Annotated in this window: 22 protein-coding genes and 2 pseudogenes; 12 read left to right on the forward strand and 12 right to left on the reverse strand. The window is 60.5% G+C overall.

Features of this window, described 5'->3' with window-relative positions:
- Window positions 1-11: 11 nt before the first annotated feature.
- Genes AB4N92_RS21725 through AB4N92_RS21740 form a run of 4 tightly spaced genes read right to left on the reverse strand, consistent with a single transcriptional unit; the run spans window position 12 to window position 4,630 of the window.
- On the reverse strand, window positions 12-788 hold the full coding sequence (locus AB4N92_RS21725) for a polysaccharide biosynthesis/export family protein (RefSeq protein ID WP_010211550.1): 777 nt from the start codon (window positions 786-788) through the stop codon (window positions 12-14).
- A gap of 29 nt (window positions 789-817) precedes the next feature.
- Entirely contained in the window at window positions 818-1,729 is a 912-nt protein-coding gene (locus tag AB4N92_RS21730) for a glycosyltransferase family 2 protein (RefSeq protein ID WP_010211549.1), read from the reverse strand.
- A 1-nt stretch (window position 1,730) separates the two neighbouring features.
- Window positions 1,731-3,191, reverse strand: coding sequence for a mannose-1-phosphate guanylyltransferase/mannose-6-phosphate isomerase (locus AB4N92_RS21735; protein WP_236267146.1), 1,461 nt, complete (start codon window positions 3,189-3,191; stop codon window positions 1,731-1,733).
- Complete coding sequence (locus tag AB4N92_RS21740) at window positions 3,191-4,630, reverse strand: undecaprenyl-phosphate glucose phosphotransferase (protein ID WP_010211547.1); 1,440 nt, start codon at window positions 4,628-4,630, stop codon at window positions 3,191-3,193. Before AB4N92_RS21740 ends, AB4N92_RS21735 begins: the two co-directional genes overlap by 1 nt.
- Between AB4N92_RS21740 and AB4N92_RS21745 the strand changes: the two genes are divergently transcribed.
- A complete protein-coding gene (locus AB4N92_RS21745; protein WP_186007426.1) occupies window positions 4,530-4,826 on the forward strand; it encodes a hypothetical protein in 297 nt (98 codons plus the stop codon). The two genes, AB4N92_RS21740 and AB4N92_RS21745, sit on opposite strands and share 101 nt — an antisense overlap.
- Window positions 4,827-5,073: 247 nt before the next feature.
- Here AB4N92_RS21745 and AB4N92_RS21750 read toward each other — a convergent pair whose 3' ends face one another.
- From AB4N92_RS21750 to AB4N92_RS21760, 3 genes and pseudogenes are all read right to left on the reverse strand, one after another.
- Window positions 5,074-7,557 carry a TonB-dependent siderophore receptor gene (locus AB4N92_RS21750; RefSeq protein ID WP_038453069.1) on the reverse strand — a complete coding sequence of 828 codons (2,484 nt, stop codon included), beginning with the start codon at window positions 7,555-7,557 and terminating at the stop codon, window positions 5,074-5,076.
- Between the two features lie 105 nt (window positions 7,558-7,662).
- Window positions 7,663-8,613 (reverse strand): FecR domain-containing protein, encoded by a 951-nt coding sequence (locus AB4N92_RS21755; RefSeq protein ID WP_021492066.1) that lies wholly within the window; start codon window positions 8,611-8,613, stop codon window positions 7,663-7,665.
- Window positions 8,600-9,114 (reverse strand): annotated as a pseudogene (locus AB4N92_RS21760) (sigma-70 family RNA polymerase sigma factor). Before AB4N92_RS21760 ends, AB4N92_RS21755 begins: the two are co-directional and overlap by 14 nt.
- A 160-nt stretch (window positions 9,115-9,274) precedes the next feature.
- Here AB4N92_RS21760 and AB4N92_RS21765 point away from each other — a divergent pair.
- Window positions 9,275-9,903, forward strand: a pseudogene (locus AB4N92_RS21765) (LysE family translocator).
- Between the two features lie 362 nt (window positions 9,904-10,265).
- Here AB4N92_RS21765 and inhA read toward each other — a convergent pair.
- Window positions 10,266-10,946 (reverse strand): isonitrile hydratase, encoded by a 681-nt coding sequence (gene inhA / locus AB4N92_RS21770; RefSeq protein ID WP_021492064.1) that lies wholly within the window; start codon window positions 10,944-10,946, stop codon window positions 10,266-10,268.
- Between the two features lie 90 nt (window positions 10,947-11,036).
- Here inhA and AB4N92_RS21775 point away from each other — a divergent pair, with 90 nt between their 5' ends.
- A complete protein-coding gene (locus tag AB4N92_RS21775; protein ID WP_045792332.1) occupies window positions 11,037-12,041 on the forward strand; it encodes a GlxA family transcriptional regulator in 1,005 nt (334 codons plus the stop codon).
- On the opposite strand, the gene AB4N92_RS21780 is transcribed toward AB4N92_RS21775, so the two are convergent.
- From AB4N92_RS21780 to AB4N92_RS21795, 4 genes are all read right to left on the reverse strand, one after another.
- On the reverse strand, window positions 11,975-12,889 hold the full coding sequence (locus tag AB4N92_RS21780; protein WP_010211540.1) for an alpha/beta fold hydrolase: 915 nt from the start codon (window positions 12,887-12,889) through the stop codon (window positions 11,975-11,977). The genes AB4N92_RS21775 and AB4N92_RS21780 overlap by 67 nt on opposite strands.
- A gap of 74 nt (window positions 12,890-12,963) precedes the next feature.
- Window positions 12,964-13,437, reverse strand: coding sequence for an isochorismatase family protein (locus AB4N92_RS21785; RefSeq protein WP_010211539.1), 474 nt, complete (start codon window positions 13,435-13,437; stop codon window positions 12,964-12,966).
- 48 nt (window positions 13,438-13,485) lie between these two features.
- Window positions 13,486-15,312 (reverse strand): glycoside hydrolase family 15 protein, encoded by a 1,827-nt coding sequence (locus AB4N92_RS21790; RefSeq protein ID WP_460128147.1) that lies wholly within the window; start codon window positions 15,310-15,312, stop codon window positions 13,486-13,488.
- On the reverse strand, window positions 15,305-16,105 hold the full coding sequence (locus AB4N92_RS21795; protein WP_047542858.1) for a glucose 1-dehydrogenase: 801 nt from the start codon (window positions 16,103-16,105) through the stop codon (window positions 15,305-15,307). The genes AB4N92_RS21790 and AB4N92_RS21795 overlap by 8 nt, the downstream gene beginning before the upstream one ends.
- Before the next feature lie 253 nt (window positions 16,106-16,358).
- Here AB4N92_RS21795 and AB4N92_RS21800 point away from each other — a divergent pair, with 253 nt between their 5' ends.
- The 9 genes from AB4N92_RS21800 to AB4N92_RS21840 all read left to right on the forward strand — a co-directional run bounded on the left by AB4N92_RS21800 (window position 16,359) and on the right by AB4N92_RS21840 (window position 24,333).
- A complete protein-coding gene (locus AB4N92_RS21800; protein WP_047542856.1) occupies window positions 16,359-17,081 on the forward strand; it encodes an HAD family hydrolase in 723 nt (240 codons plus the stop codon).
- A 25-nt stretch (window positions 17,082-17,106) separates the two neighbouring features.
- Window positions 17,107-18,330: a transaldolase family protein gene (locus tag AB4N92_RS21805; RefSeq protein WP_047542853.1), complete on the forward strand. Its 1,224-nt coding sequence runs from the start codon at window positions 17,107-17,109 to the stop codon at window positions 18,328-18,330.
- Entirely contained in the window at window positions 18,327-19,055 is a 729-nt protein-coding gene (locus tag AB4N92_RS21810; protein ID WP_010211534.1) for a sulfotransferase-like domain-containing protein, read from the forward strand. The genes AB4N92_RS21805 and AB4N92_RS21810 overlap by 4 nt, the downstream gene beginning before the upstream one ends.
- A 10-nt stretch (window positions 19,056-19,065) precedes the next feature.
- Window positions 19,066-19,791 (forward strand): SDR family oxidoreductase, encoded by a 726-nt coding sequence (locus tag AB4N92_RS21815; protein WP_010211533.1) that lies wholly within the window; start codon window positions 19,066-19,068, stop codon window positions 19,789-19,791.
- Window positions 19,788-20,924: a Rossmann-fold NAD(P)-binding domain-containing protein gene (locus AB4N92_RS21820; RefSeq protein ID WP_021492059.1), complete on the forward strand. Its 1,137-nt coding sequence runs from the start codon at window positions 19,788-19,790 to the stop codon at window positions 20,922-20,924. Before AB4N92_RS21815 ends, AB4N92_RS21820 begins: the two co-directional genes overlap by 4 nt.
- Before the next feature lie 7 nt (window positions 20,925-20,931).
- Complete coding sequence (locus AB4N92_RS21825) at window positions 20,932-21,702, forward strand: class I SAM-dependent methyltransferase (RefSeq protein WP_010211531.1); 771 nt, start codon at window positions 20,932-20,934, stop codon at window positions 21,700-21,702.
- A 10-nt stretch (window positions 21,703-21,712) separates the two neighbouring features.
- Window positions 21,713-22,942 (forward strand): MFS transporter, encoded by a 1,230-nt coding sequence (locus AB4N92_RS21830; RefSeq protein ID WP_047542850.1) that lies wholly within the window; start codon window positions 21,713-21,715, stop codon window positions 22,940-22,942.
- Window positions 22,939-23,553, forward strand: a complete 615-nt coding sequence (gene cysC, locus AB4N92_RS21835) for an adenylyl-sulfate kinase (protein WP_047542846.1) — start codon at window positions 22,939-22,941, stop codon at window positions 23,551-23,553. The genes AB4N92_RS21830 and cysC overlap by 4 nt, the downstream gene beginning before the upstream one ends.
- Before the next feature lie 96 nt (window positions 23,554-23,649).
- The gene (locus tag AB4N92_RS21840; RefSeq protein ID WP_236267148.1) at window positions 23,650-24,333 is read left to right on the forward strand and encodes a CGNR zinc finger domain-containing protein; all 684 of its coding nucleotides are present in this window, start codon (window positions 23,650-23,652) and stop codon (window positions 24,331-24,333) included.
- Window positions 24,334-24,370 lie beyond the last annotated feature (37 nt).

Here is a 24,370-nt window from a genome sequence, read left to right on the forward strand (position 1 = left end):
ATGTCGCTCCTTTAGTTATTGCCGCCGCTGGTTCGGGTGTAGTTGTAGCCAACCCCAATGGACTTGGTGAACGGGATCAGTTGGTTCATGTAGGTATCGACCCCTTGGATGCGCTCGCCCACGTTGGATTTGGGCACGAACACCACATCGCCGCGTTGCAGGTGCACGGGTTTGCGGCCGTTGGGGCCGGTCTTGAGTAACTGGCTGAAGTCCAGGAAGTACGCGCGATATGCACCCTGGGCGTCTTCGCGCAGCAGGGCGACCATGCTCGCGTTGCCCGCCGGGCTGACCCCGCCGGCACCAATGATGGCTTGTTCCAGGGTGTTGGCCGTGCCGAGTTGCACCGCCGTCGGGTTGTTCACCGCGCCGCCGACGATGATCGAGCTGCCCGGCGCCTGGTTGATGTTCACGGTCACGCGCGGTTCGCGGTAGATGGGCGCGAGTTTGCTGGTCAACTCTGTGGCCAGTTCCGAAGGCTGGCGTCCGGCGACCTGGACCGGTCCCAGGAACGGGTAGTTGATCTTGCCGTCGGTCTGCACCGTGTACAGCGTCAGCTCATAGATGGTGCTGACGTTGAACGCCGACAGCGTCGGCATCTCGCCGGCATCGCGCACGATGCGCAACTGGTCGCCGATGCGGATGCGTTCCACCGCCGGCGGCAGTTGGGCAAGCTGGTCGAGGGCGCGTTTGCCTTCCTCGACGGTTTTGTCATCGGGCGGGACGATGCGTGCCGGCGTATTGCAGGCGGCCAAGGCCATCATGGCCACGACAAGCAGGGTTCGTTTCATCAAGGGGGACTTCCTGTAGGGCATGATGCTCACCTCCAATAACCGGGAAACATGCTGATGCGCCGCTTGAGGGCGAGGGGGAGGCGACGCTCCAGATGGCCCAGCCGGTAGCCGAGCAGTTTGAACGCACTGCGTACCAATACTTCGGGGGCGCGGTACAAGGCACCGGCTTTGCGCAAGGCCGCGAGTTCGGCCAGCACATAGCGCTTGCCTTCGCCTCCCGCGTCGCCAAAGGCCTGCTTGATCCACGGTTCGCGACCGTAGAACACGCCAATATCGAAGTAACGGTGAAACTCATCCAAGAGCTTGTAATCGTGGGAGTGATGCACCAGCGCCGTGGCGGCGTAGCGCACCTTGTAGCCTTCGAGCAGCATGCGCGCCGCCACATAGGCGTCTTCGCTGCCGATCACATCCGCCGGAAAACCGCCCACCGCTTGCAGCACACTGCGCCGGTACACGGAAAACGAGTCGGAACTGAAGCAGGTCTTGATCCCCAGCTCCGGCGCATCGGCCAGGCTCTTGCTGCGGCTCTGTTCGGGGTAGTTGAAGTGCCGCGATTGTGCACCCAGCACACCCGCATCGGGGTGGGGTAACTGGCGGCCGTACGCCACGCCGTTGAGCGGGTCCTGCTGCAATTCGGCGAGCAGATTGGCGAAGGTCTCGGGGGTGGCGGGAATCGCGTCCTGGGTCATCACGATCAGCGCGTCGCCGGACACTTGTTCGCTGGCCCAGCGCCGCGTGCCGCCGTGGTTGAAGTCACGCGCGTCGATCACCTCGACCCGTGCGCCGAACTCGCGAAAGCGCGCCACCGTGTCATCGCTGGAGGCGCTGTCCACCACCAGCATCTCGTCAGGTTGCAGGGTTTGCATGCGCAGCGCCGGCAGTAGACGCGCCAGGTGGCTGGAGGCGTTGCGGGTCGGGATAATCAGTGACGTGCGCATGTTATTTCTTCACGTCTGCCGGGGCGCGCCCGTAGATGTCGTCGAAGCGCACAATGTCGTCCTCGCCGAGGTACTCGCCGCTCTGCACCTCAATCATCACTAGGTCAATGATGCCGGGGTTGGTCAGGCGGTGTTTGTGCCCGGCCGGAATGTAGGTGGACTCGTTGGCGTTGATCAGGAATTCGCGCTCGCCGTTAGTAATTTGCGCCGCGCCGCTGACCACCACCCAGTGTTCGCTGCGATGGTGGTGCATCTGCAGTGACAGCGATGCCTGAGGCTTGACCACGATGCGCTTGATCTTGAAACGGCTGCTTTCCTCCAGCACGGTGTAGGTGCCCCACGGCCGGGTGACGGTGCGGTGCAGGCTGTACGCCGGATGGTTTTGACGCTTGAGCTCGGCGACGATGTAGCGCACATCCTGGCTGCGGTGGGCGTCGGCGATCAGCAGGGCATCCGGGGTGTCGACGATGATCAGGTCACGCACACCCACGGCGCCAAGTACACGCTTGGGCGAGTCGATGTAGCAGTTGTGCACGTCATGCAGAATCGCTTCGCCATTGACCTGATTGCCATGAGCGTCGCTCGGGGTGAGCTGGCGCAGGGCTTCCCAGGAACCGATATCGCTCCAGCCAATATCGCAGGGGACCACGGCGACTTGCGTGGACTTCTCCATCAGCGCCACGTCGATGGAAATATCCGGCGCACTGCCAAAGGCCTCCGAGTCCAGTTCACGCTGGCGCGAGGTCTTGTTCTGCAGACTCTGGCTGTGGTCCAGGGCGGCACGCGCAACCTCCAGCACGTCAGGTGCATGGGTGGCGAGTTCGTCCACCAGGGTGCTGGCCTTGAAGCAGAACATGCCGGCGTTCCACAGGTGCTTGCCGCCATCCAGGTAGGCCTGGGCAGTGGCCAGGTCGGGTTTTTCCACAAAGCGTTTGACCCGGTTGCCCGTGCCCAGCCGTTCACCTTGTTCGATATAGCCAAAGCCGGTTTCCGGCTGGTCCGGCTGGATGCCGAAAGTCACCAGGTAGCCGGCTTCGGCCAGGTCCCGGGCCTGGGTCACGGCCTCGGCGAACGCCACTTCATTGAGGATCAAATGGTCGGCAGGCATCACCAGCAACTGCGCCTCACCCCCGAAATGTTCTTGCACATGCAGCGCCGCCACGGCGATCGCCGCCGCGGTGTTGCGACCGAACGGCTCCAGCAGCAGGTCCAGGGGCAGGTGGGCCTTGTTGACCAGGCGATAGTCATCCAGGGTGCGGAACAGCAGGTCACGGTTAGTCACGGTTAACACGCTTTCCACGCCGGGCAATTTGGCGGCGCGCTGGAAGGTTTTCTGCAGCAGGCTCTGGCCGTCGCGCATGCGCATGAACGGCTTGGGCATGTTCTGCCGAGACACCGGCCACAGCCGAGTGCCCGAACCACCGGAAATGATGCAGGGAATTAATCCGTTGAGTGTGTTCATCAATAGACTTCCTTGGTGGAAAGGACGGCCGGGACCGTCATGAAAACGATGTACAAGTCAAACCACACCGACCACTTGGAGATGTACTCCAAGTCGTACTCGACACGTTTCTGGATCTTGAACAGGGTGTCGGTCTCACCCCGGTAACCATTGATCTGCGCCCAGCCGGTAATGCCCGGCTTGACCCGGTGCCGGGAGCTGTACTCGCTCACCGCCACCTCGAAGGGAACCCCGGCCGCCTTGGTGGCGGTGGCATGCGGACGCGGGCCGACCATGGACATGTTGCCCAGCAGCACGTTGAACAGTTGCGGCAGCTCGTCGATGCTGGTCTTGCGGATGATGCGGCCCACGCGGGTGATGCGCGGGTCTTCGCGAGTGGTCTGGCGTTCGGCGGTGAAGTCGCTCTGGTCGGTGTACATCGAGCGGAACTTGAACACGCGGATTTCATTGTCGTTGTAGCCATAGCGGTTCTGGCGAAACAACACCGGGCCCTTGGAGTCGAGCTTGATGGCAATCGCCGTTGCCAGCATCACCGGCGACAGCGCCACCAACGCCAGGCTGGCCAGCAGCAAATCCTCACAGCGCTTGATCACCGGCGACCAGCCACGCAGCGGCAACTGCGAGGTGTTGAACATCAGGATGCCGCCCACGTCGGTGATTTTGCTGTGGCCGTAGCGCAGGGCGGCCATGTCCGGCACCAGCACGACGTTCACCGACAACTGCCGCAGGCGGTTGACCAGGCCGTGAATGCGTTGTTCGGCAGCCCAGGGCAGGCAGATCATCACCTGGTTGACCTGCTCGGCGCGGATCAGTTTTTCCAGGTCGCGGGTGTTGCCCAACAGGGGCAGGTTGCTCAGCTCCTTGGGAATGCGTTCGGTGCGGTCATCGATGAAGCCGACCAGGCCGGAACGAATATCGCCGTTGCGCTGCAAATGATCGGCGACATGCACCGCGGTGTCGGTAAAGCCCAGGATCACCGTACGTTGCAGGTATTTGCCGGCACGCATCAGCCGGCGGTACAGGCGCAGCATTACCAGGCGTTCAAGACAAAACAGCCCCAGGCTGACGATGTACCACGTCACCAGGTTGCGTGGGGTCAATTGCGGGAAGAACTGCAGAATCTGGTACATGAACAGCAGGATGCAAAAAGCCGCCGTCCAGGCCTTGATCTTGGTTTTCAGGCGCAGCCGGTTGCTGAACAATTCTTCGGAATAGATGCCCAGGGCCTGGAACAGAATAATGGTCAGGACCGCGAAAAACACCAGCAGGCCCAGGAAGTGGGCGCGCAGCTCAGGGTCTATCGGGTCCAGGAAGAGTACCAGGACCAGTGGGGGCAAAATGGCCGTCAGGCCATGGATCAACTTGACGAAAACAACAAAGAACTCAACAAAACCGGCGCGCGTTAAAAACAAACTGTCGACAGACGACTTCTCTCGCATAAAAACATCCCTCATTGCACTCCAGACTTCGCTGTTTGATTGTTTGTTCAATAAAGCAGCAGGCTGCTTTGGCGCGCTGGACAAACTGGCTACTCTGGGTAATACGCAACTTCCCATTCCAAATGTAGCTATCCATTTGAATGGATTTTGCAGGGTGGTGACTGGGGTGGTGACTAAAGGCGTGCGTCCTTACTGAGTCTTGTCAATTAATTGACTGCCGTGCGGAAGTGGCGTGCTAGATAGGTTAATTAGTCTTTTTTGAGGCATTTTATTGACGTTCCTTGTCTGGACACTCGTTAATAAGGTGTGTTTTTGAGTGTAGGAACAAATGTCGGATTTTTCCTGCTTAAAGGAAAAACCTTTTTTGAGGCGAGGAAGGAAAGGGGGACAAATAGAGCGTGGCAGGGCGTACTTACCGCCCTGCCACCGGGGCGTTCGCCCGATCAGAAGTTGCCTTTTAAACTAACGGTGAAATTGCGTGGTTCGCCGTAGAAGTTACCCCAGGAGGCGGTACCGACTGTGTTGTAATAGCTTTTGTCGAACAAATTGTTGCCGTTGAGCGCCACGGTCCAGGTGTCGTCGATGCGGTACGCCATGCGTGCGCTCCAGGTCGCATACCCGGCCTGTTCGAGCTTGATGGTTTGCACGCGGTAGTTGCTGCTTTGGGCATTGACCCCGGCGCCCACGCTCCATTTCGCCAGCGCGCCGTCGAGCTGGTAGTCACCCCACAATCGCAGCATGTGCCGAGGCACGTAAGTGTTGGATGAACCGCCTTCGACCTGGCTGTCGATGTTTTTCAGAGACTTGGTCTGGGTGTAGGTGTAGCCGCCGAAAAGCTGCAGGCGCTCGAGCAATTCACCGCTGATTTCGGTCTCCACGCCTTGGGCGCGCACTTTGCCGGTGTCGGTGTAGCAATAACCATCGGCGGAAGTCGGGCACATCGTGGTGTAGTCGGATTCGGCGCCGTTTTTCTCGATGGCGCGGAACAGTGCCACGGAGCTGTTGAGGCGTCCGTCGAACCATTCGCCTTTGATCCCCAGCTCGTAGTTGTCACCGATCTTGGGCTTGAGTGCCGCGCCATCGACGGTGGCGTAAGAGCTCTGCGGCTGGAAGATATCCGCGTAGCTGGCGTACACCGACAGGTGCTCGTCGAGGTCATAGATCAGCGCGGCGAACGGGGTGACTTCACCGGTTTCCTTGGTGCGTGCGTCCTGCACTGCCCATTCACCCCAGGCCAGGTTGTTGGACTGGCGACGGTTCTCGTACCAGCTCACGCGGCTGCCGACGATAAACATCAAGGGCTCGGCCAGGCGCAAGCGCAAGGTCGCGTAGGTGCCGTATTGAGTGGCGGTTTCCTTGACCGTGCCGCCGCGATACATGTTCGGCCAGAAGGTGTTGTCATCCGGCTCAGGGAAGTGGTGGTCGGGCTGGTAAATGCTCTGGCGCTTGGGCAGGTTCTGGATCGCGTACACATCGTCCTGGGTGCCACGGCTGCCGTTGGCGCCGAGGATCAGCTCATGCTCCAGGCCAAAGGCTTCGAACTTGCCGTCCACATAGGCATCGAGGCCGAAGTCCTTGTGGTCGTAGTCCATCAACGCAGCATAGGAGTTGGCCGTGGGCGCCGGGTTGCCATAGTTGATGGTGCCTTCGCTGGCGGCATACTTGGTGTCTTGCAGGTTGCGGCTGTGGACCGCCGCGACCTTGAGTTTCCAATCATCGTTGAAGTGATGGGTTACATCAGCGAAGAACGTGGTGCGCCGGCTTTGCCAGTCGTTCCAGGATTGGCCCAGGCAGGTCGAGCGGCTCAGGTTGGCGCTTTTGCCGTCGGCATAGCGCGGCAGGCCGCCCCAGCACGGCGTGGCGTCGACATCTTCGTAGCTGGCGCCGACGCCCAGGGTGGTGTCCGGCGTGAGGTCGAAATCCAGCGCGCCGTAGAACGCCTGGTCCTGGCGCTTGGCGATGTCCATGTACGACCCACGCGTCTGCTGGCTCACCGCCGCGCGACCACGCAGGGTGCCGCTGTCATTCAACGGACCGCCGGTGTCGACATCGGCGCGGTAGTTGTCCCAGGTGCCGGCCGATAGCGACAAGCTGGTGGTGGGCTTGGCCTGTGGACGCTTGCGCACGAAGTTCACCGCACCGCTGGCGGTGCCGGCGCCCTTGAGCATGCCGGCGGCGCCCTTGAGGACTTCCACGCGGTCATAAATCGCCATGTTCGCGCTGAAACTGTCGGCCTGGACGTAGTCCTTGCCCATGTCCAGGGGCACGCCGTCGTACTGGTACTGGCCGAGCATCTTGAAGCCTCTGGAGTAGAAGTACTTGCCGCCCATGGGTGACTCGTAGGTGGTGATGCCGGGCGTGCGTTCCATCACGTCGTCGATGGTGGTGACGTTCTGGTCGTCCATGAATTGGCGAGTCATCACACTCACCGATTGCGGCGTTTCCCGCAGGCTGTGTTCGCCCTTGCCGATGGTGACCGCGCCGGTGGTGTAGGAGCCGGTGCCGTCGGTGGTGGCGCCCAGACGTTCGCCGTTGATCAGGGTGGCGCCCAGGTTCAGCGAACCGGTATCGGCCACTTGTGGCAGCAGCATCCAGGTGCTGTTGCCCTGGCGTTGGGCTTGCAGGCCCTGGCCGCGTAGCAGTTGTTCGAGGGCCTGCTGAGAATCAAAGCGGCCACTCAAACCCGGGCTGGTTTTGCCGGCGACGCTGGTGGCGTCGTACGACAGGCTGATGCCGGCCTGGCGGGCGAACTGGTCCAGTGCTGTTGCCAGGGCACCGGCAGCAATGTTCCAGTCGCGGGCCTGGGTGTCGCTGGCCGGGGTTTCGGCCATCACGGCCACGGGCAAGGCGCTGCTCAGGCAGACGCCAAGCAAGGCGGCCTGTACCGCACGCTTGAGGGGGGAACGAGGGGAAGGGAACGCTTGCATGACCGCGGGATGCTCCTGAAGGAAGTGGATAAAACTGGCCTGTTGATCGGCCTTTCCTTACAGGTCGAGCGGCAATGAGAATTCACCTCATTTATTTTTGAAAATTTACACGCGCGGTGAAACGGTCACCCAATAGCGGCTGCGGTACGTGACATCGAGCTTGAGCGACTGCGCCACCAGGCCCAGCACCTGATCGGTGTCGTCCAACTGATAAGTCCCCGACACCCGCAACCCGGCCACTGCCTCGCTGCAGCGCAACAAGCCGTTGCGGTAGCGACCCAGTTCGGTGAGAAAATCGTCCAGGCGCATGTGGTGGGCGCTGATCACGCCATCGCTCCAGGCCCAGGGATCCAGGCCGTTGGCGACCGCCGGGCGAATGCCGCTGCGGTTGAACACCACCTGTTCGCCGGGCTTGAGGACCTGGCGTGCGCTGGCCGTCTGGCTGTCGGCAAACACCGCCACCGCGCCTTGCTGCACGGCGAGCAAAGTGCCGTAGGCGTCTTCGCGTACCAGGAATCGCGTGCCGAGGGCGCGTAGGTAACCGTCACGGGTCTGGACCCAGAAAGGGCGGTCGTCGGCCCCGGTATTCACCACGATTTCTCCCTGGCGCAACTGCACCAAGCGTCGGTCTGCGTTGAGCGACGCATCGATCGCGCTGGCGCTGTTGAGCTGGATCCGGCTGCCATCGTTCAATGCCACCCAGCGCCGTTCGCCGGTCGCGGTGCGATAGTCGGCCATCCAGGCGGGCAGGGGCGTGTAGTCGCGACCGAGCCAGGTCAAGCCCGCGGCGCCGGCCACCAGGCCCAGCAGTTTCAAGCCCTCACGGCGACTGATGCGTTGGCGCGCCCCGCGCAGGGCATGCCGGCCGACCTGGGCCGGTAGATGATTGAAATCGTCATTCATCGCTGTCACCCGCTGCCACACCCGCTGGTGTTCGGCGCTGGTGTGCAGCCAACGTTCGAAGGCGGCGGTGCTGGCATCGTCGGCGACATTGAAACGCAGGGTGATCATCCACTGGATCGCCTGGTCGACCAGCTGCGCGTCAGTTTTCGACATAACGCAACCGGTAACACGCGTGCAGCGCCTTGGACAGGTCCCGTTCCACCGTGGCCTTGGACACGCCGAGACGCAGGGCGATCTGTGCGCAAGTCAGGCCATCCAGTTGCGCCAGCAAAAGGCTTCGCGCACGCGCGGCTTGAGCTGGTCGAGCAGACGGTCGATACGTTCCAGGCTGTCGAGGATCAACAGGCGGGTTTCTTCCGACGGCACCTCGACTTGCGGGAAGTGCGCGAGGCTTTCCAGGTAGGCGCGCTCCAGTTCGCGGCGGCGGTATTGGTCGATCATCAGGCTGCGGGCGATGCTGCTCAAGTACGCGCGCGGCTGCTGCAAGGTTTGCTGCCTGCGCGCATTAAGCAGGCGCACGAAGGTTTCCTGGGCCAGGTCGGCGGCGTGTTCGCGGCAGCCGGTGCGGCGGCTCAACCAGCCGCGCAGCCAGGCATGATGGGCATGGTAAAGCTGGCCGATGGCGGCATGGTCCAGTGGGTGATCGCTCGACATGGGCATCCTGGCGCAGCTGTCTTAATTGATAATGTTTCGCATTCTAATCGTTGCTCATGACGCTTCGCAATTGCCGCAGCGCAATGTATCCAGCACAATTTTTTGTCCGCCCTGGATGCACGGACTAATCTGCAGGCTTTTCCCGGTGGAAGGCTTGAGCATGATCGACCTGGCGACCCTGGCGGTATTTTCCGGTGCTGTGCTGTTGTTGCTGTTGTCCCCGGGGCCGAACATGGCCTTTGTGGTCAGTCATGGCGTCACCCATGGTTGGCGCGGGGGGATGGCATCGGCCCTGGGTATTGGCGTGGCCGACGTGCTGTTGACCGCCTTGACCGCTACCGGGGTGACGGCGTTGGTTGCCAGTTGGCCGCCATCCTTTGACGTGATCCGGTATGCGGGGGTGGTCTACCTGTTGTGGCTGGTGTTCAAGACCTTGCAGAAACGCCCCGTGCCGAATGCGGGGCACATCGACCGTGTGCCCTTGGGCCGGGTGTTTTTGCAGGCCATGCTCAATAGCTTGCTCAATCCCAAGGCGTTGCTGTTTTTTGTGGTGTTTTTGCCGCAGTTTGTACGGCCGGAAGCAGGGGACATTGCGGTGCAGTTGATGGTGCTTGGGGGGTGTTGACCGTGATTGCAGCTGTATTTCATGGGCTGTTGGGCATTTTTGGTGGGGCGCTGAGTCGGTTTTTTGCCCGTCGCTCACAGGGGGCCTGGCTACAGAAATGGGGGTTGGCGACGGTGTTGACGGTGTTGGCGGTGCGCTTGGCGGTGATGTCTCGCCCAACCTGACTTGAAGAGAGTACGGCTGATCAATGTGGGAGCTGGCTTGCCTGCGAAGGCGGCCTGACAGCCGACCTGGATGTTGGATCAGGCCGGGTACCTATCCGTTATTTAGGTAACGGCTGCTATGGGTTTCGCCCTTACGGCGACTCACTTTGGAAAGGCCGGAATGCCGGCCCAGCCCAAAGTAAGCAAAGGGCTTTTGCCCCAACACTCGGCACCTCGCCTAGGCTCGGTGTGCCCGTAATCCGACAAGGATTTGGGGGACCGCCTTAGATCAAGATCAAGAGCGGCTCCCTTCGCATCGTGGTTAGCGTTTAGATACCTACGACTATCGCCGACAAGCCGGCGCCTGCAGCTGCTTGGCAGAGTCAGCCCAACCGTGCCGCCGCGCGCGCGACGATCTCACCGCGCACTCTGCGCGATTCGACGGTGCGCTTGTTGGCTTCTTCCAGCACGTGCTGGGGCGCGGTGTCCGGGCGGCCGGAGTCGAAGGGTGGCGCGGGGGCGTATTCAATCTGCAACTGCACCAGTTGCGCCGCCGCCTCGCTGTACAACTCGGCCGCCAGGGTCAGGGCGAAGTCGATGCCGGCGGTGATGCCGCCGCCGGTCAGCAGGTTGCCGTCACGGACCACGCGTTCGTGTACGGGGATGGCGCCGAGCGGGGCGAGCAGGTCGTGGTAGGCCCAGTGTGTCGTCGCCTTGCGTCCCCGTAGCAAACCTGCCGCGCCCAGTACCAGCGAGCCGGTGCACACCGAGGTCACATAGCGCGCGGTCTGTGCCTGGACCTTGAGGAAATCCAGGGTCTGCGGGTCTTCCATCAGTGCGCCCACGCCGGAACCGCCGGGTACGCAGATCACATCCAGGCGCGGGCAGTCGGCGTAGGTCATGGTCGGGGTAAACACCAGGCCAGTGCTGGAGGTGATGGGTTCCAGGTCTTTCCACACCAGGTGCAGGTTCACCTCCGGCAGTGAACCCAGCACGTCGTAGGGGCCCGTGAGGTCCAGTTGCTGGATGCCGGGGAACAACAGAAAGCCGATCTGCAAGGTCATGAATGAAGCTCCGTGAAAGGGGTGGACGGCTTCACTCTAGAGGCCTAGGCTTTGGCGAATACGCCATTGAAGCCACGAATCACGCCAATCATGCCTCGAATCGTTCACGTCCTCGCTTTCGATAATGCCCAGGTGCTCGATGTGACCGGGCCGCTGCAGGTGTTCGCCTCCACCAATGACCTGGCGCGCCAGCGCGGCGAACCCTTGCCTTACGCGGTGTCGGTGATCGCCGCCCAAGCGGAACCGGTGATGACCTCCGCCGGCCTGGCCCTGGTGGCCGAGCCGTTACCGGCTGCGGACGCGCCGTGCGATACGTTGGTGATCGCCGGCGGTTGGGGCGTGTACGGCGCTGCCGAAGACCCGGCCCTGGTAGATTGGGTGCGCGAGAAAGCCAAGCACACCCGGCGCATGACGTCCGTCTGCACCGGCGCGTTCCTGCTGGCCGCCAGCGGCATGCTCGACGGTTGTCGCGTGGCCACTCATTGGACCCGTTGCGAAGAGCTGGCGCGCAAATTTCCTTCGTTGACGGTGGAGTCCAACCCGATTTTCATTCAGCAAGGTGCAGTCTGGACGTCCGCCGGTGTCACCGCTGGCATCGACCTGTGCCTGGCGCTGGTGGAGGAAGACCTGGGCCGCGCCATCGCCCTGGAAGTGGCGCGGCACCTGGTGGTGTTCCTCAAGCGCCCCGGTGGTCAGTCCCAATTCAGCGTGACCCTGTCCCTGCAAAAAGACGACAGCCGTTTCGCCGAACTCCACGCCTGGATGGCCGAAAACCTGACCCTCGACCTGAACATCCCCACCCTGGCCGCCCAGGCCGGCATGAGCGAGCGCAGCTTCGTGCGCCACTACCGTGCCGAAACCGGCCAGACCCCGGCACGCGCCGTCGAATTGATCCGCGTCGAAACCGCGCGCCGCCAACTGGCGGACAGCACCGCATCGATCAAACGCATCGCTGTGCAGTGCGGGTTTGGCTGTGAAGAGACCTTGCGACGCAGCTTCCTTCGCGCCCTGTCGGTGACGCCCCAGGCCTACCGCGAGCGCTTTTCGCCAAGCAGTTCCAGCAGCGCATCAAGCGTGGCGTGTGGCGCTTCCTGAGGAATATTGTGGCCCACGCCCGGCAGCACCTGGCGTCGGTAAAACCCGCTGAAATGCTCGATGTCATCATCCTCGTCGGGCGGCGGGCCCACGCCATCATCGGCGCCGCACAACGAAATGCTCGGCACTGAAATTGTCGGTTGCAGGGCCAGCGCGGCTTCAATGGATTCCAACGCCGGGTCGCCGGGCGCGTACATGAAACGATGGCGATACGAGTGAATCACCACCTCGACGAAATCCGGGTTATCGAACGACGGCGCGGTCTGCTCATACAGGCCCGGCCCCTCGGCCCAGGACGGCGACCACAGTGCCCACAACAGCTTGCACAGTTCACGCCGGTTGGCGGTCAGGCCGTCCACGCCGCGCTGGGTGTGAAAGTAGAACTGATACCACAAGCGATGCTCCGTCACCGGCGCCCTGGGCTTCAGTGACTTGGCGATGTCCTGGATGTTGTAGCCATCCCCGGTCACCAACCCGCGCACCCGCTCGGGCCACAGCGCCGCGACGATACACGCGGCACGCCCACCCCAGTCATAGCCGGCGAGGGTCGCCTGGGGAATGCCCAGCGCATCCATGAAATCCAGCAGGTCCTTGGCCAACGCCGCTTGTTGCCCGGAACGCATCACCTGCTCATTGATAAAACGCGTCGGGCCATAACCGCGCAGATACGGCACTAGCACCCGACACCCGCGCGCGGCGAGTACCGGCGCGATCTCGTCATAGCCGCGCGGGTCGTAGGGGAAGCCATGCAGCAGGATCACCGGCGTACCGTCGAGTGGGCCGTGGGCTTCATAAGCCACGTCGAGCAGGGTGGTGCGCACGGTGTGCAGGGGGAAGGCGATGGTCATGGCGGGCTCCTGTCAGGTGCTGGAACTCTAGCCGAAAGGCGTGACGGCAGGGTGCGGGATTGAAGGCTGGGGCGTTACGTGTCCAGGCCGAGGTCGGCGCGGCACAGCACATGCTTGAAGTGATGCCGCCACAGGTCCACGCCCAGCTGCCCCGACCGGTCCAGCGACGAACCCATCGTGAGATCGCTGATCAAGGTCGGCTGCAACCCCGCGTCAAATAGCGCAAACCCCGCCGCCAGCACACAGGTGTCGGTCTGGATGCCGCACACCAGTACGCGCTCTGGCCCGAGGCTTTTCAGGTAGGCAACGGTCTCGGGTGTCGGGGCGTAACCATGCTTGATAAAGATGCGGTCGGCTGCAATCAGGCTCTGGTCATTCGGTGCCGGTTGCCAGCCGAGCTGCCGGGCGAAGGGCGTGATGCTTTCGTCATGGCGTTCCACGGTGGCGACTGACGGCATGCGCCCGAGCAGGGCGTTGATGCCGTCCACCAGCCACGTGGGCGGGTTGAAGGAAGGTTGCACGTCGATGATCAGCAGTACCTGGCGCATGGCGTTCCTGTCCGTAGTCGAGGGCCTGCCCATTGTGCACAGGCCACTTCAGGGTTGCCAGGTGGTTTTCTGCCCGCTGAGTTTACGGTCCAGAAACGATGCCGCACTGATCAACGCCAGGTGGCTCAAGGCCTGGGGTGTATTGCCCAGGTGCCGGGCCTGGTTGTCGAACTCTTCGGCGTAGAGGCCCAGAGGGTTGGCGTAACGCAGCAGTTGTTCGAATTCCAGGTGGGCCTTTTCCACTTGCCCGGCGCGGGCCAGGCATTCGACGTACCAGAACGAGCAGGCTGCAAACGCGCCTTCGGTGCCTTGCAGGCCGTCGATCTGGCTGTCGTCGTTGCGGTAGCGGTAGACCATGCCGTCGCGCACCAGGCTTTTCTGAATGGCTTCCAGGGTCGAGAGCCAGCGTGGATCGGTCGCCGCGACAAACCTCACCAACGGCATCAATAGCATGGAACCGTCGAGCGCCGTGGTGCCGGTATGCTGCACGAAATGCCCGCGTTCTTCGTTCCAGAAGTTGCTCCAGATGTCGGCGTAGATCGCTTGGCGAGTCTGGTCCCAGCGTGCAAACGGCGCCGGCAACGAACGCTTGGAGGCCAGGCGGATGGCGCGGTCCAGCGCCACCCAGCACATCAGTCGTGAGTGCAGGAAGTGATGCTGCTCGCCACGCATTTCCCAGATGCCCACGTCTTTGGTGTTCCAGATTTCACAGACCTGATCGGCCACCTCCACGGTGTGTTTCCAGCCTTCATGGGAGATGGCCTCGCCGTACTTGTTGACCAAGTAGACGGCATCCATCAGTTCGCCATAGATGTCCAGTTGGATCTGGTCGAACGCCTCGTTGCCGATGCGTACGGGTTTGGCACCGCCGTGGCCGGCGAAATGGTCGAGTTCGGCCTCCGGCAATTCCTGGCGGCCGTCGATGCCGTACAGGATATTGATCTTGGTCGGCTGGTTGCAGCAGTCGCTGACCCGGCCTTTGAGCCAGCGCATATAGGCATTGGCTTCTTCGACAAAGCCCAGGCGCATGAAGGCGTAGACGGTGAACGATGCATCGCGGATCCAGGTGTAGCGGTAGTCCCAGTTGCGCTCACCGCCGGGCGTCTCGGGCAGGCCAAAAGTGGCGGCGGCGATGATTGCGCCGTGTTTGCGCGAGGTCAAAAGGTTGAGGGCCAGGGCCGAGCGGTTGACCATTTCGCGCCAGCGCCCGCGGTAGTTCGATTGCGCGATCCAGCCGCGCCAGAACGTCAAGGTGTGGGCCAGCGCCAGGTCGGTGCAGCGGCTGTCCACCCGTTCATCCTCCTGGCCACCGAGGACGAACTCGGCGCCTTCTTCCTGGCCCAGGGTAAAGCTGGCCACGGCGGCACCGTCTTTGATCTGCAGCGGGTAGCTGCCGGACAATCGCAGACCGGGTTGGCCTTCGGCACTGAAGCACACCGTGCCATCGTCACGGGTGGCTTGGGTGGGCGTTCGCGCGTAGTCGTGGCGTACCGCACAGCGCAGATGAATGTCGGCCTTGCCACTGACCACACGCACCCGGCGGATCAGCAGCGGCAGGTCATCAACGTCCTCGCTGATGGCCAACAAGTCAGTGATCTCCACCACGGCCTCGTCGCTTAGCCAGCGCGTTTGCAGCACGTTGGTGTCGGGCAGGTAGATCTGTTCGCGACGGGCGTTGGGCAGGTCCGGGGTGAGTTGGAAAATGCCGGCGTCGGGACTGTCCAGCAGTGAACAGAAGATCGACGGGCTGTCGAATTCCGGCCAGCAGAAGAAGTCGATGCTGCCTTTGTCGTTAACCAGTGCGGCACTGCGCATATCGCCGATGATGCCGTGGGCATCGATGGGGCTTTGTTGTTCGTTCTTCAAATCAACCATTGCCACGGAACTCCGGATAAAGGCTCATGCCGCCATCAATAAAGAGCGTGCTGCCGACCACATAATCGGACGCATCGCTGGCCAGCCACACCACGGCGTTGGCCACGTCTTCCACGTCGCCGACTCGCCCGTAGGGGATCAGCTTCAACAGTTCCTTCTGCGCTGCGCCTTCGGTGGCCGCGCGATTGATCGCGGTGCGTATCGCCCCAGGCGCAATGCCGTTGATGCGGATGCGCTGTTCGCTGACTTCCTGGGCGAGGGTGCGCATCAGCATCTCCACGCCGCCCTTGGACGCTGCGTAATTCACATGCCCGGCCCAGGGGATCAGTTGGTGCACCGAACTCATGTGGATGATTTTGCCCGCCGCCCGCGATACGCCTTCGCGCACGCCCTGGCGGTTGAAGATGCGCACCGCCGCGCGGGCACACAGGAACTGGCCGGTGAGGTTGACGCCGATCACCGCGTTCCAGTCCTCCAGGCTCATGTCCACCAGGTTGGCGTCCTTCTGCATCCCGGAGTTGGCCACCAGGATGTCCAGGTGACCGAAGGCATCCAGGGTCTGGGCAAAAAGACTTTCCACATCGTCTTCTTTTGAGACGTTGGCGCCGATGGCAATCGCCCGGCCCCCCTCGGCGTTGATCTGCTCTGCCAGGGCCTCGGCCGGTGCGGCCTGGCTGTTGTAATTGAGCACCACGGCCGCTCCGGCTTGCGCCAGCGCCTTGGCCGCGCCGGCACCGATTCCGGAGCTGGCACCGGTCACCAGCGCTACTTGTTGCTCCAACGAAATACGCATTGCTCGCCGACCTTGAATTCGTGAGTTCAAGTAGCTGACTGATCGCGCGCAAAGGAAGTTCACCCGTGTGAAATTAGCGACTACAACCATGGTGAAAAATGGAATAACAGAACTATAAAAAATAACCATAAGATACTAAAAAACCGCTCAAAAGCGTTTGACAGGCTTTTTCGCCGCGTGTCTTATAGGCACACATCAACCCGCTCCGTTGGTAGTTCGGAAGTCATCGCGGGGCCACCTATAAGAGAAATCCATGTGCCATTCGGCCGATATAGGGGAACTACCCGTTCTGGTAAAAGCAGCGGCCTTAGTTGGCGTGCATAAGTTAGTTGGCGTGCCTAAGTTAGTCATCTTCGATTGCGATGGTGTCCTCGTCCAAAGTGAAGAAATAACCCTGTCTGTATTGATCTCCATGCTTAATGCTCTTGTTCAGGGCGACACGATGCTTGAGGTGACACATTTCACCGAACACTTTCGTGGGCGGAAGATTGCTGAGTGTTTGCGCGAAGCCGAGCAGATATTAAATATCAGTGTGGACGAAGTGTTTGAACAACGCTTTCGCGAGCGAGCGCTGCACGCGCTGACACTCGGGTTGACAGCGACGGAAGGAATAGTCGAAGTGCTGGAAAGTTTGGAAGTGCCTTATTGCGTCGCCTCGAGTGCACCACGCAACAAGATAGAACACTGTTTGCGCCTGGCTGGACTGTTTTCTTATTTCGAAGGGCGGATATTCAGCTGTTATGAATTGGGTCGTTGGAAACCCGATCCCTTGGTGTTTCTGACGGCTTGTCGCACTTACAGTATTGATGTGAGTGATGCGCTGGTAGTTGAAGACAGTGTGACGGGTATCCAGGCAGCCGTTGCTGCCCAAATAAAAGTGCTGGGCTTTGGTCCACCGCATCGGCATGCGCAATTGGCCGCGGCGGGAGCATTGCCGATTGCCGACATGCGTGAAGTATTGACCATTTTCAATTGACTTATTAACTCAGGGAGGCGGCGTTGTGAACACACTTGGTTACCTGGAACGGCTCAAACGCAACGATCAATCTTCAGAAGTGTGGTGGGATTCGTCGCCTGCCGTGTACCTGCCGTACAAACAACACCTGCTGGAAAAATACCCGGCGGCCGCGGTTTATATAGAAGCGTTGATGCCGGATGAGTTTTCCCAACCTTGGGGCTTGTGCAGTGCGACCACCAACCCCCGGTTGGTGACGGCCGTGATCCTCGATAAGCGTGAGTATTGGTCCTCACGTTTCAACTTGGCCAACCTGTCTCCCAGTGAGTTGCGCAAGCAGTTGTACAACGAGGTCATTGTTGAAGGTGCCGCGACGCTGATGCCACGGTGGGTGCAATCGGCACAGGTCGAAGGTTGGATTTCCGCCCAGGTCGACCCGGTTGACGTGCGCTGTACCGAACGGATGATCACCCGAGGGTTGGAGTTGCAGCGCCTGGCGCCGAACGTGATGGTCAAGGTGCCCGGCAGTCTGGAAGGGCTGGTCACGGTCGAACACCTGGTGGCCCAGGGTGGGTCGGTGAATATCACCTTCTGCTTCACGGTTGCGCAGTTCCAGGCCGGTATCCAAGCCATCGAGCGCGGCTTGGCGACTGCGCGCAGCAACGGGATCGACACCGGGCGCTGCAAGTACGTGATCACCTTCATGATCGGGCGTTTCGCCTGCCAGCCCGAGTTCACGCTGCAGGCTGCCGAGCGTGGTCTGGCCTTGAGTGCCGAGGAACTGCGCTGGGCTGAGTTGTTGATCTACGAGCAGATCCAGGCGCTGGTGGCGGCCTCGAGCGTGCCGGTCAAGACCCTGCTTTCCAGCATAAAGGTCGATGTGGACGAACGTGGCAACAAGCATTGCTGGCATCTGGAGAAGACCGGGCAGACGGCGACCTGCTACACGCTGACACCGGAGGTGGTGGAGTTCCTGATCGAGCGCGAAAGCCATGGCAAACCCGTCGTACCCGCGCTGGAGCACCAGAAACCGCCCACGTCGACCTTTGCGAAGCTGATTCGCATCCCCTATTTCTACGAAGCCTACTTTGTCGACAGCATTGAACCGTACGACTTCGGTAACCATGAAGCCTTTATCAACGCCTGCAATGAAGCCAACAGCGCGCATCGGCGCCTGGCGGATTACTGCGTTCGGCTCTGCCCAGTGACCAGACCGTTCAAACGCGCACTCAACGCGTTGCTCGCCGCCGAATTTGGGGTGATTGCATGAACAGGATGATCGGGTTGTGGGCGCACCCACGTTCGCGCTCCACGGTGCTTGAGCGCGTATTTATCGAGCGGGGCGATTTCGAGGTCTTCCATGAGCCTTTTGCGCATATGGCATTCTCCGAGGACTCGGCAATCCCCTCTGATGAGTGGGATCACAGTTTGCCCACGACTTACCAAGGCATTAAAGAACATCTGCTTGATGCCCGTGAGCGTGCGAATGTCTTTCATAAAGACATGTGTTATCACTGTTTGGATGACTTGAAAGTTGATATTGGCTTTCTCGCGCAACAAGACAATATCTTTCTTATTCGCGAACCCGCCAGCAGCATTATTTCCCATCATCGGGTGCATCCCGAAATGCCCTTGCAGGCCATCGGGCATAAAGCGCTGTACGACATATTTTGTGTCGTCACCAAACTGACGGGGAAAGTGCCTTATGTGATCAATGCCGATGATTTGGCCGCAGAACCGGAGCGGGTGATTCGCAAATTGTGTGATCACTTGAATATAGAGTTTCTGCCACACGCCATGACGTGGAAACGTGAGTGCCCACAACAATGGAAGACGTGGCGTAGTTGGCATGTCGAAGCGGAAAACAGTGAGCGGATAGTTTCGCCAGATAAGCAGGGCGTCGATATTGAAGCAGTTGAACAGTATCCGAAGTTAAAAGCGATGTATGAATACCATCGAACGTTTTACGCGCGCATGAATGAATTTTGCCAATAGGGATTGTTGTATGAAAAAGTTGATTGTTACTGGAGCGGCCAACGGAATTGGCCGAGCCACTGTGGAATTGGCGATTCAGCAGGGTTATTTCGTGATCGGTGCGGACAAGGATGCCGAGGGCCTTAACGTGCTGCAAGGTCTGTATGGTGCTGATGTATTCGAGGCGCACAGTGCTGATTTCTCGGATATGGCTGTTATCAAGGGGTTTATCCCAACGCTTTATGAGCGGCATGCAAGTATTGACGGCCTGGTCAATAACGCCGGTATTTATCACGGCAAAAGTGTCTATGCCTACTCCGATGAGCAGATAGACGAGATCCTCACCGTCAACCTCAAGGCACTGGTTTACCTCTCCAAGGACTTCGCCGAACGGGAAATGCAGCATGAAGCCCCGCGCAGCATCGTCAACATCGCTTCGGTGGCCGGTGAAGTGGGCAGCTGCGATGCGCTCTACGGCGCCACCAAGGCGGCGGTGATCGGCCTGACCAAGGCCAATGCCTGGAACTTTGCGCCGTTCGTACGGGTGAACGCGGTCTCTCCGGCACTGATCCATGAAACCGCCATCTACGGCACCATCCCCGAATACCGACGCGCCGAGTACGCCCGCCAGGAAGTGCTCAAGGAGCCGATCCTGCCCAGTGGCGTGGCCGAGGTCATCTTGCTGCTGGTGGGCGATGCGATGCGCCATATCACTGGCAGAGTGATTCCGGTCGACAATGGAGCCTACCCACGATGAGCCTTCCGGTACGTAAGAGGAAACTGTTGCTGGTGGGCGCTGGCAACCTGTGCCTGCAGATCCTGAAGATTCTGGGGCCGAAAAACGCGTTCGAGTTTGTGGTGTTGGGCCGCAATGAGGAGGCCACGATCCGGCTGTGCAACCTGGTGGCGTTGTCCTGTGCGCAACTGGGCCAGTTTATCGACATCAAACCGGTGATTGCCGACCTGACGGACATCGGCAAGGTCACGCGGCTGTTACGTGAAGAAGCCCCGGATATGCTGGTGAACTGCGCGTCGTTGCAGTCATGGCGGGTCATCACCGGGTTGCCCAAGCTGTCGTTCGAGAAGCTCGACCAGGCCCAGTTCGGTCCCTGGCTGCCCATGCACCTGACGTTGATGCATTGCTTGATGCAGGCGGTGAAAGCCTCCGGCATCGCTACCAAAACCGTGAATGCGGCGTTCCCCGATGCGGTCAACCCGATCCTGGCGCGCATCGGCCTGGCGCCGGACATTGGCGTCGGTAATGTGGCCAATCTGGTTCCGGCCGTGCGCCTTTCCATCGCACGCTTGCTTGAATGTGCACCCGCTGATGTGCAAGTGCAGCTGTATGCCCAGCACTACTTCAGCCACTACGTGCCGCGCGGTGGTTTGCCACCGCGTGCCAGCTACCGCCTGCTGTATGACGTGCGCAATCGGCCAGAGGTGGCGCGCCTGCCGGCCGAGGCGATTTTCTCAACGGTGAAGTCCGAGTTCCGTCGCCTGGGCGGGGTGGATGGGCAATTCCTCACCGCGTGCTCTGCGGTCACGGTCATCGAAGGGCTGTTCTCGTCCGTGCCGGTCCTGGTGCATGCGCCGGGTCCTCTCGGGCTTCCGGGCGGCTATCCAGTGTGGCTGCACGAAGGGCGGATCCAGGTGCAGTTCTCCGAGGCTTGTCCACAGGATGAGGCGGTGCGCATCAATAGCATCTGCCAGAGCCAGGACGGCATCGACGAAATCCACTGTGATGGTTCGGTCACTTACAACCCGCACTGCATGGCCGTCATGCAATCGATGCTGGGGTACTCCAGGAACACCATGTCCATCGAGCAGTCCGCCGAGTTTGCCCATGAGCTGGCGAGTAAATACCTGGCCTTCAAAAATTCAACCTGGTAGGTGTGTGATGAATCAGATATCGGGGCGCAAGCACAACGATGTACCCAGCTATGCCAGGCAATATTCGGCGGATTTCGTCGAGCGTTGGGATGAGCTGATCGATTGGGAAAAACGCAAGGCCGGGGAGGGCGGGTTCTTCGAAAACCTGCTGCGCAGCCACGGTGTGCGCTCGGTGATCGACGTGTCGACGGGCAGCGGTTTCCATGCCGTCCAACTCAAGCAGGCGGGCTTTGAGGTGGTTGCCACGGATGGCAGCAGCACCATGTTGACCAAGGCGCGGGCGAACTTTCGCAAACATGGCCTGGACATTCAGTCCCATTATCGCGACTGGCACTCACTGGATCCCCAGGAACTGGGCCAGTTCGACGCCGTGGTGTGCCTGGGCAGTTCGCTGTGCCATGTCTTCGCCGCCCACGATCGGTTGCGGGTGTTGGCGAGGTTCAGGGCTTTGCTCAAACCGGGTGGTTTGCTGATTGTGGATCAGCGCAATTTCTTCGCCATCCGTGCCGGCAACTACAAGGCCAGCGGAAATTACTATTACTGCGGTAAGAACGCGTCGGTCAGCCTGGGACAGGTCGATGAGCACCTGTGTGAGTTCATCTATTCCTTTGATAACGCGGAACTGTACCGGCTGCAGGTCTATCCCCTGTTGCCGGGCGAATTGAAGGGGGAGGTGCTCAAGTCCGGGTTCACCCACCATGAGAGTTACGGTGATTTCGAACTGGACTACGACATGATGGATTGTGATTTCGTCATCCACACTGCGCGCGCCGAATAAGGAGGGCTTGATGAGCACACTCGTACAGAGCAATGCGCGCCCCTTGGACAGCGTCGTGCTGGCGGTGGTCCTCACCGGGTTCGTGGCCAGCACTTATGGTTTTGGCGTTTACCTGTTCGCCAACCTGGTGGTGGACATGCGCCGCGACATCGGTTTCGACTACACCACCGTGGGCCTGATCACCGGCGGCGCGCAGATTGGTTTCCTGCTGTTTTCATCGGTTACCAGCTATATCAGCCGGTTTTTCGAGGGATGGAAAATCAGCCTGGTGTCTACGGTGATGACGTCCCTGGCGCTGCTGGGGTTAAGCGTCAGTAACAGCATCTGGTTGTCGGGGGCGCTGTTGATCTTGCTCGGTGGCTGTTCCGCTTCGGTGTATATCCCGTTGGCGGAGATCGTTACCAAGGGCTTCAGCCCGGGCAATCGCTCGCGGGTCATGGGGCTGATTTCCAGCGGCACCAGCTACGGCGTATTCATCAACGGTTTGCTGGTGTCGTTTCTGACACTCAATGGTGGCTGGCGCTCGATCTGGCTCACCGCCGGGCTGATCTCGGTGGCCCTGTGTGGGGTGGCGTGGTTTCTGTTGCGCAACCTGGCTGCGGGCCAGGACGCCGGGTTTTCCGGCGAGGACACCACCGCCTTTGACCGTCAGCAACCCTGGCTCAGTCGCTCGTTGTACCTGACCTGGGCCATTGCCTTTCTCAATGGCATGGCGTTGCTGCCGTTCCAGACTTACCTGGCGCCGTTCCTGCGCGATGAATTGGGTGTGTCGGTACGGGACGCCGGGTTTATCTGGACCACCCTTGGTGCCGTAGGCATGGCGTCGGGTTTTCTGGTGGGCTGGATCGCCGACAAGGTGGGCGTGCGCGCGTCGCTGGCAATGTGTTTCCTGAGCGCGGGGCTGGCCGCCGCCCTGGTGTTCAGTTTCAACAGCCTGCCGTTGTTCTATCTGGCGGCGTTTCTGTTTGCGCTGGCGTTCTATCCCATCTTCGGGCTGGTCCCCAGTTATATCGGGCAAATCGTCCCGGTCAGCCGTCTGACCCAGGCCTTCGGTATTGCCAACGTGTTGATCGGCCTGGGTGGCGTGTGTGGCAATTTCCTGGGCGGGTTTTCCAAGGATTTGACCGGGTCGTTTTCGACGGTCTACTGGGTGGTGGCGCTGTTGCTGTTCGTGCAATGCGTGATGGTGTTCCTGTTGGGTAAACGGCCCATTTCGGTCGGGGAGGGCGAGCAGTCATGAGTTATTTTCCAGACACTTCAAACCAGAACCTGCACGCCTTTGCGTTCAGCCGCCGGCGCGCCGGGCATCCGAGCATGAAACACAAACCCGTGGTCATCTGGATGACCGGCCTCTCCGCGTCCGGGAAGTCGACCATTGCTGATGCGTTGGATATCGCGCTGCAGGAGCTGGGGCGAATCACTGCCATTATCGACGGCGATTCGGTACGCGGCGGGCTGTGCCGGGACCTGGGGTTTACCGACAGCGACCGCGACGAGAACATCCGTCGCGTCGCCGAAGTGGCGCGGTTGATGCTGGAGGCGGGGTTGATCGTGATCGTGGCGCTGATTTCACCTTCGTCGGCCAGCCGGCACTTTGCGCGTTCGATCATCGGCAACGAGTTTTTCGTCGAAGTGCATGTGGATGCGCCGTTGGAAACCGCGGAAAAACGTGATCCCAAGGGTCTGTATAAAAAAGCCCGCGCCGGGTTGATCAAAAACTTCACGGGTATCGACTCCCGCTACGATGTACCGGTGTTTCCGGAAGTGCATTTGGATACCCAGGCGCTTTCAGTGGAACAGTCGGTCGCGACGATTCTTGATTGGGTGGCGCATAACGACGGTTGCACCTAGCCGTCTGTCTTTGCGCGAGGATGACGCTGTCTGCATGCTGAAAAAACAAGGTAATCTGCGCCATCGCAGGGAGAACGCGTTTTTTCAGGAGTAGGCATGACACATTTTACGGGCACTGCAAAATCGATCCGTTTGATTGGTGGGGCCCGGGTGTTGGATTTTATCAATACCACCAACGGCCGTCGTCCTGGCACTTCGCTCAAGGTCATGGAAGAACGGCTCACCAGTCTCCAGTTCTTCTTCGAGTGGGCAGTGCACGCGTCGTTGATCTCGGCCCGAGAGTTTGACGACTACAAGCCGATGGTGTTCGAGTCTTCGATGGCCTACCAGCCGGACCTGGATGCGATCATCGCGTTCAGGGAATGCCTGTACGCGGCGTTCTATCCGTTGTCGTTACAAGGGGCCGCGCCCGATGACGCGTTGCAGCACATCAACCGGGCCTTCCAGCAAGGCGTTGCCTGGCGGGTGCTGTGTTCTGTCGATGGCAAACCTGCCTGGGCGTGGAAGCCCTGCACCACGACGCAGGAGCTGACGACCATGGTGCTCGGGCGCCTGGCCATCGAGGCCACGCAGTTACTGGTGTCCGGTGAACTGCACGCATTGCGCAGTTGCAGCGCCACTGATTGCGATTGGGTGTTCCTCGACATCTCCAAGAACAAGCAGCGCAAATGGTGTCAGATGAGCGTGTGCGGCAGCCGTGAAAAACTCAGTCGTCTGAGGCAGGTGGGCAGCACACACTCGTTTCGAGGTGATATGACGGGTAGCAATTGCTCCGCTTAATAGGAAGCATTACTATTCACGCCCCGCCTCCCCAGTG

The sequence above is a fragment of the Pseudomonas sp. S3_A09 genome (genome assembly GCF_054668065.1).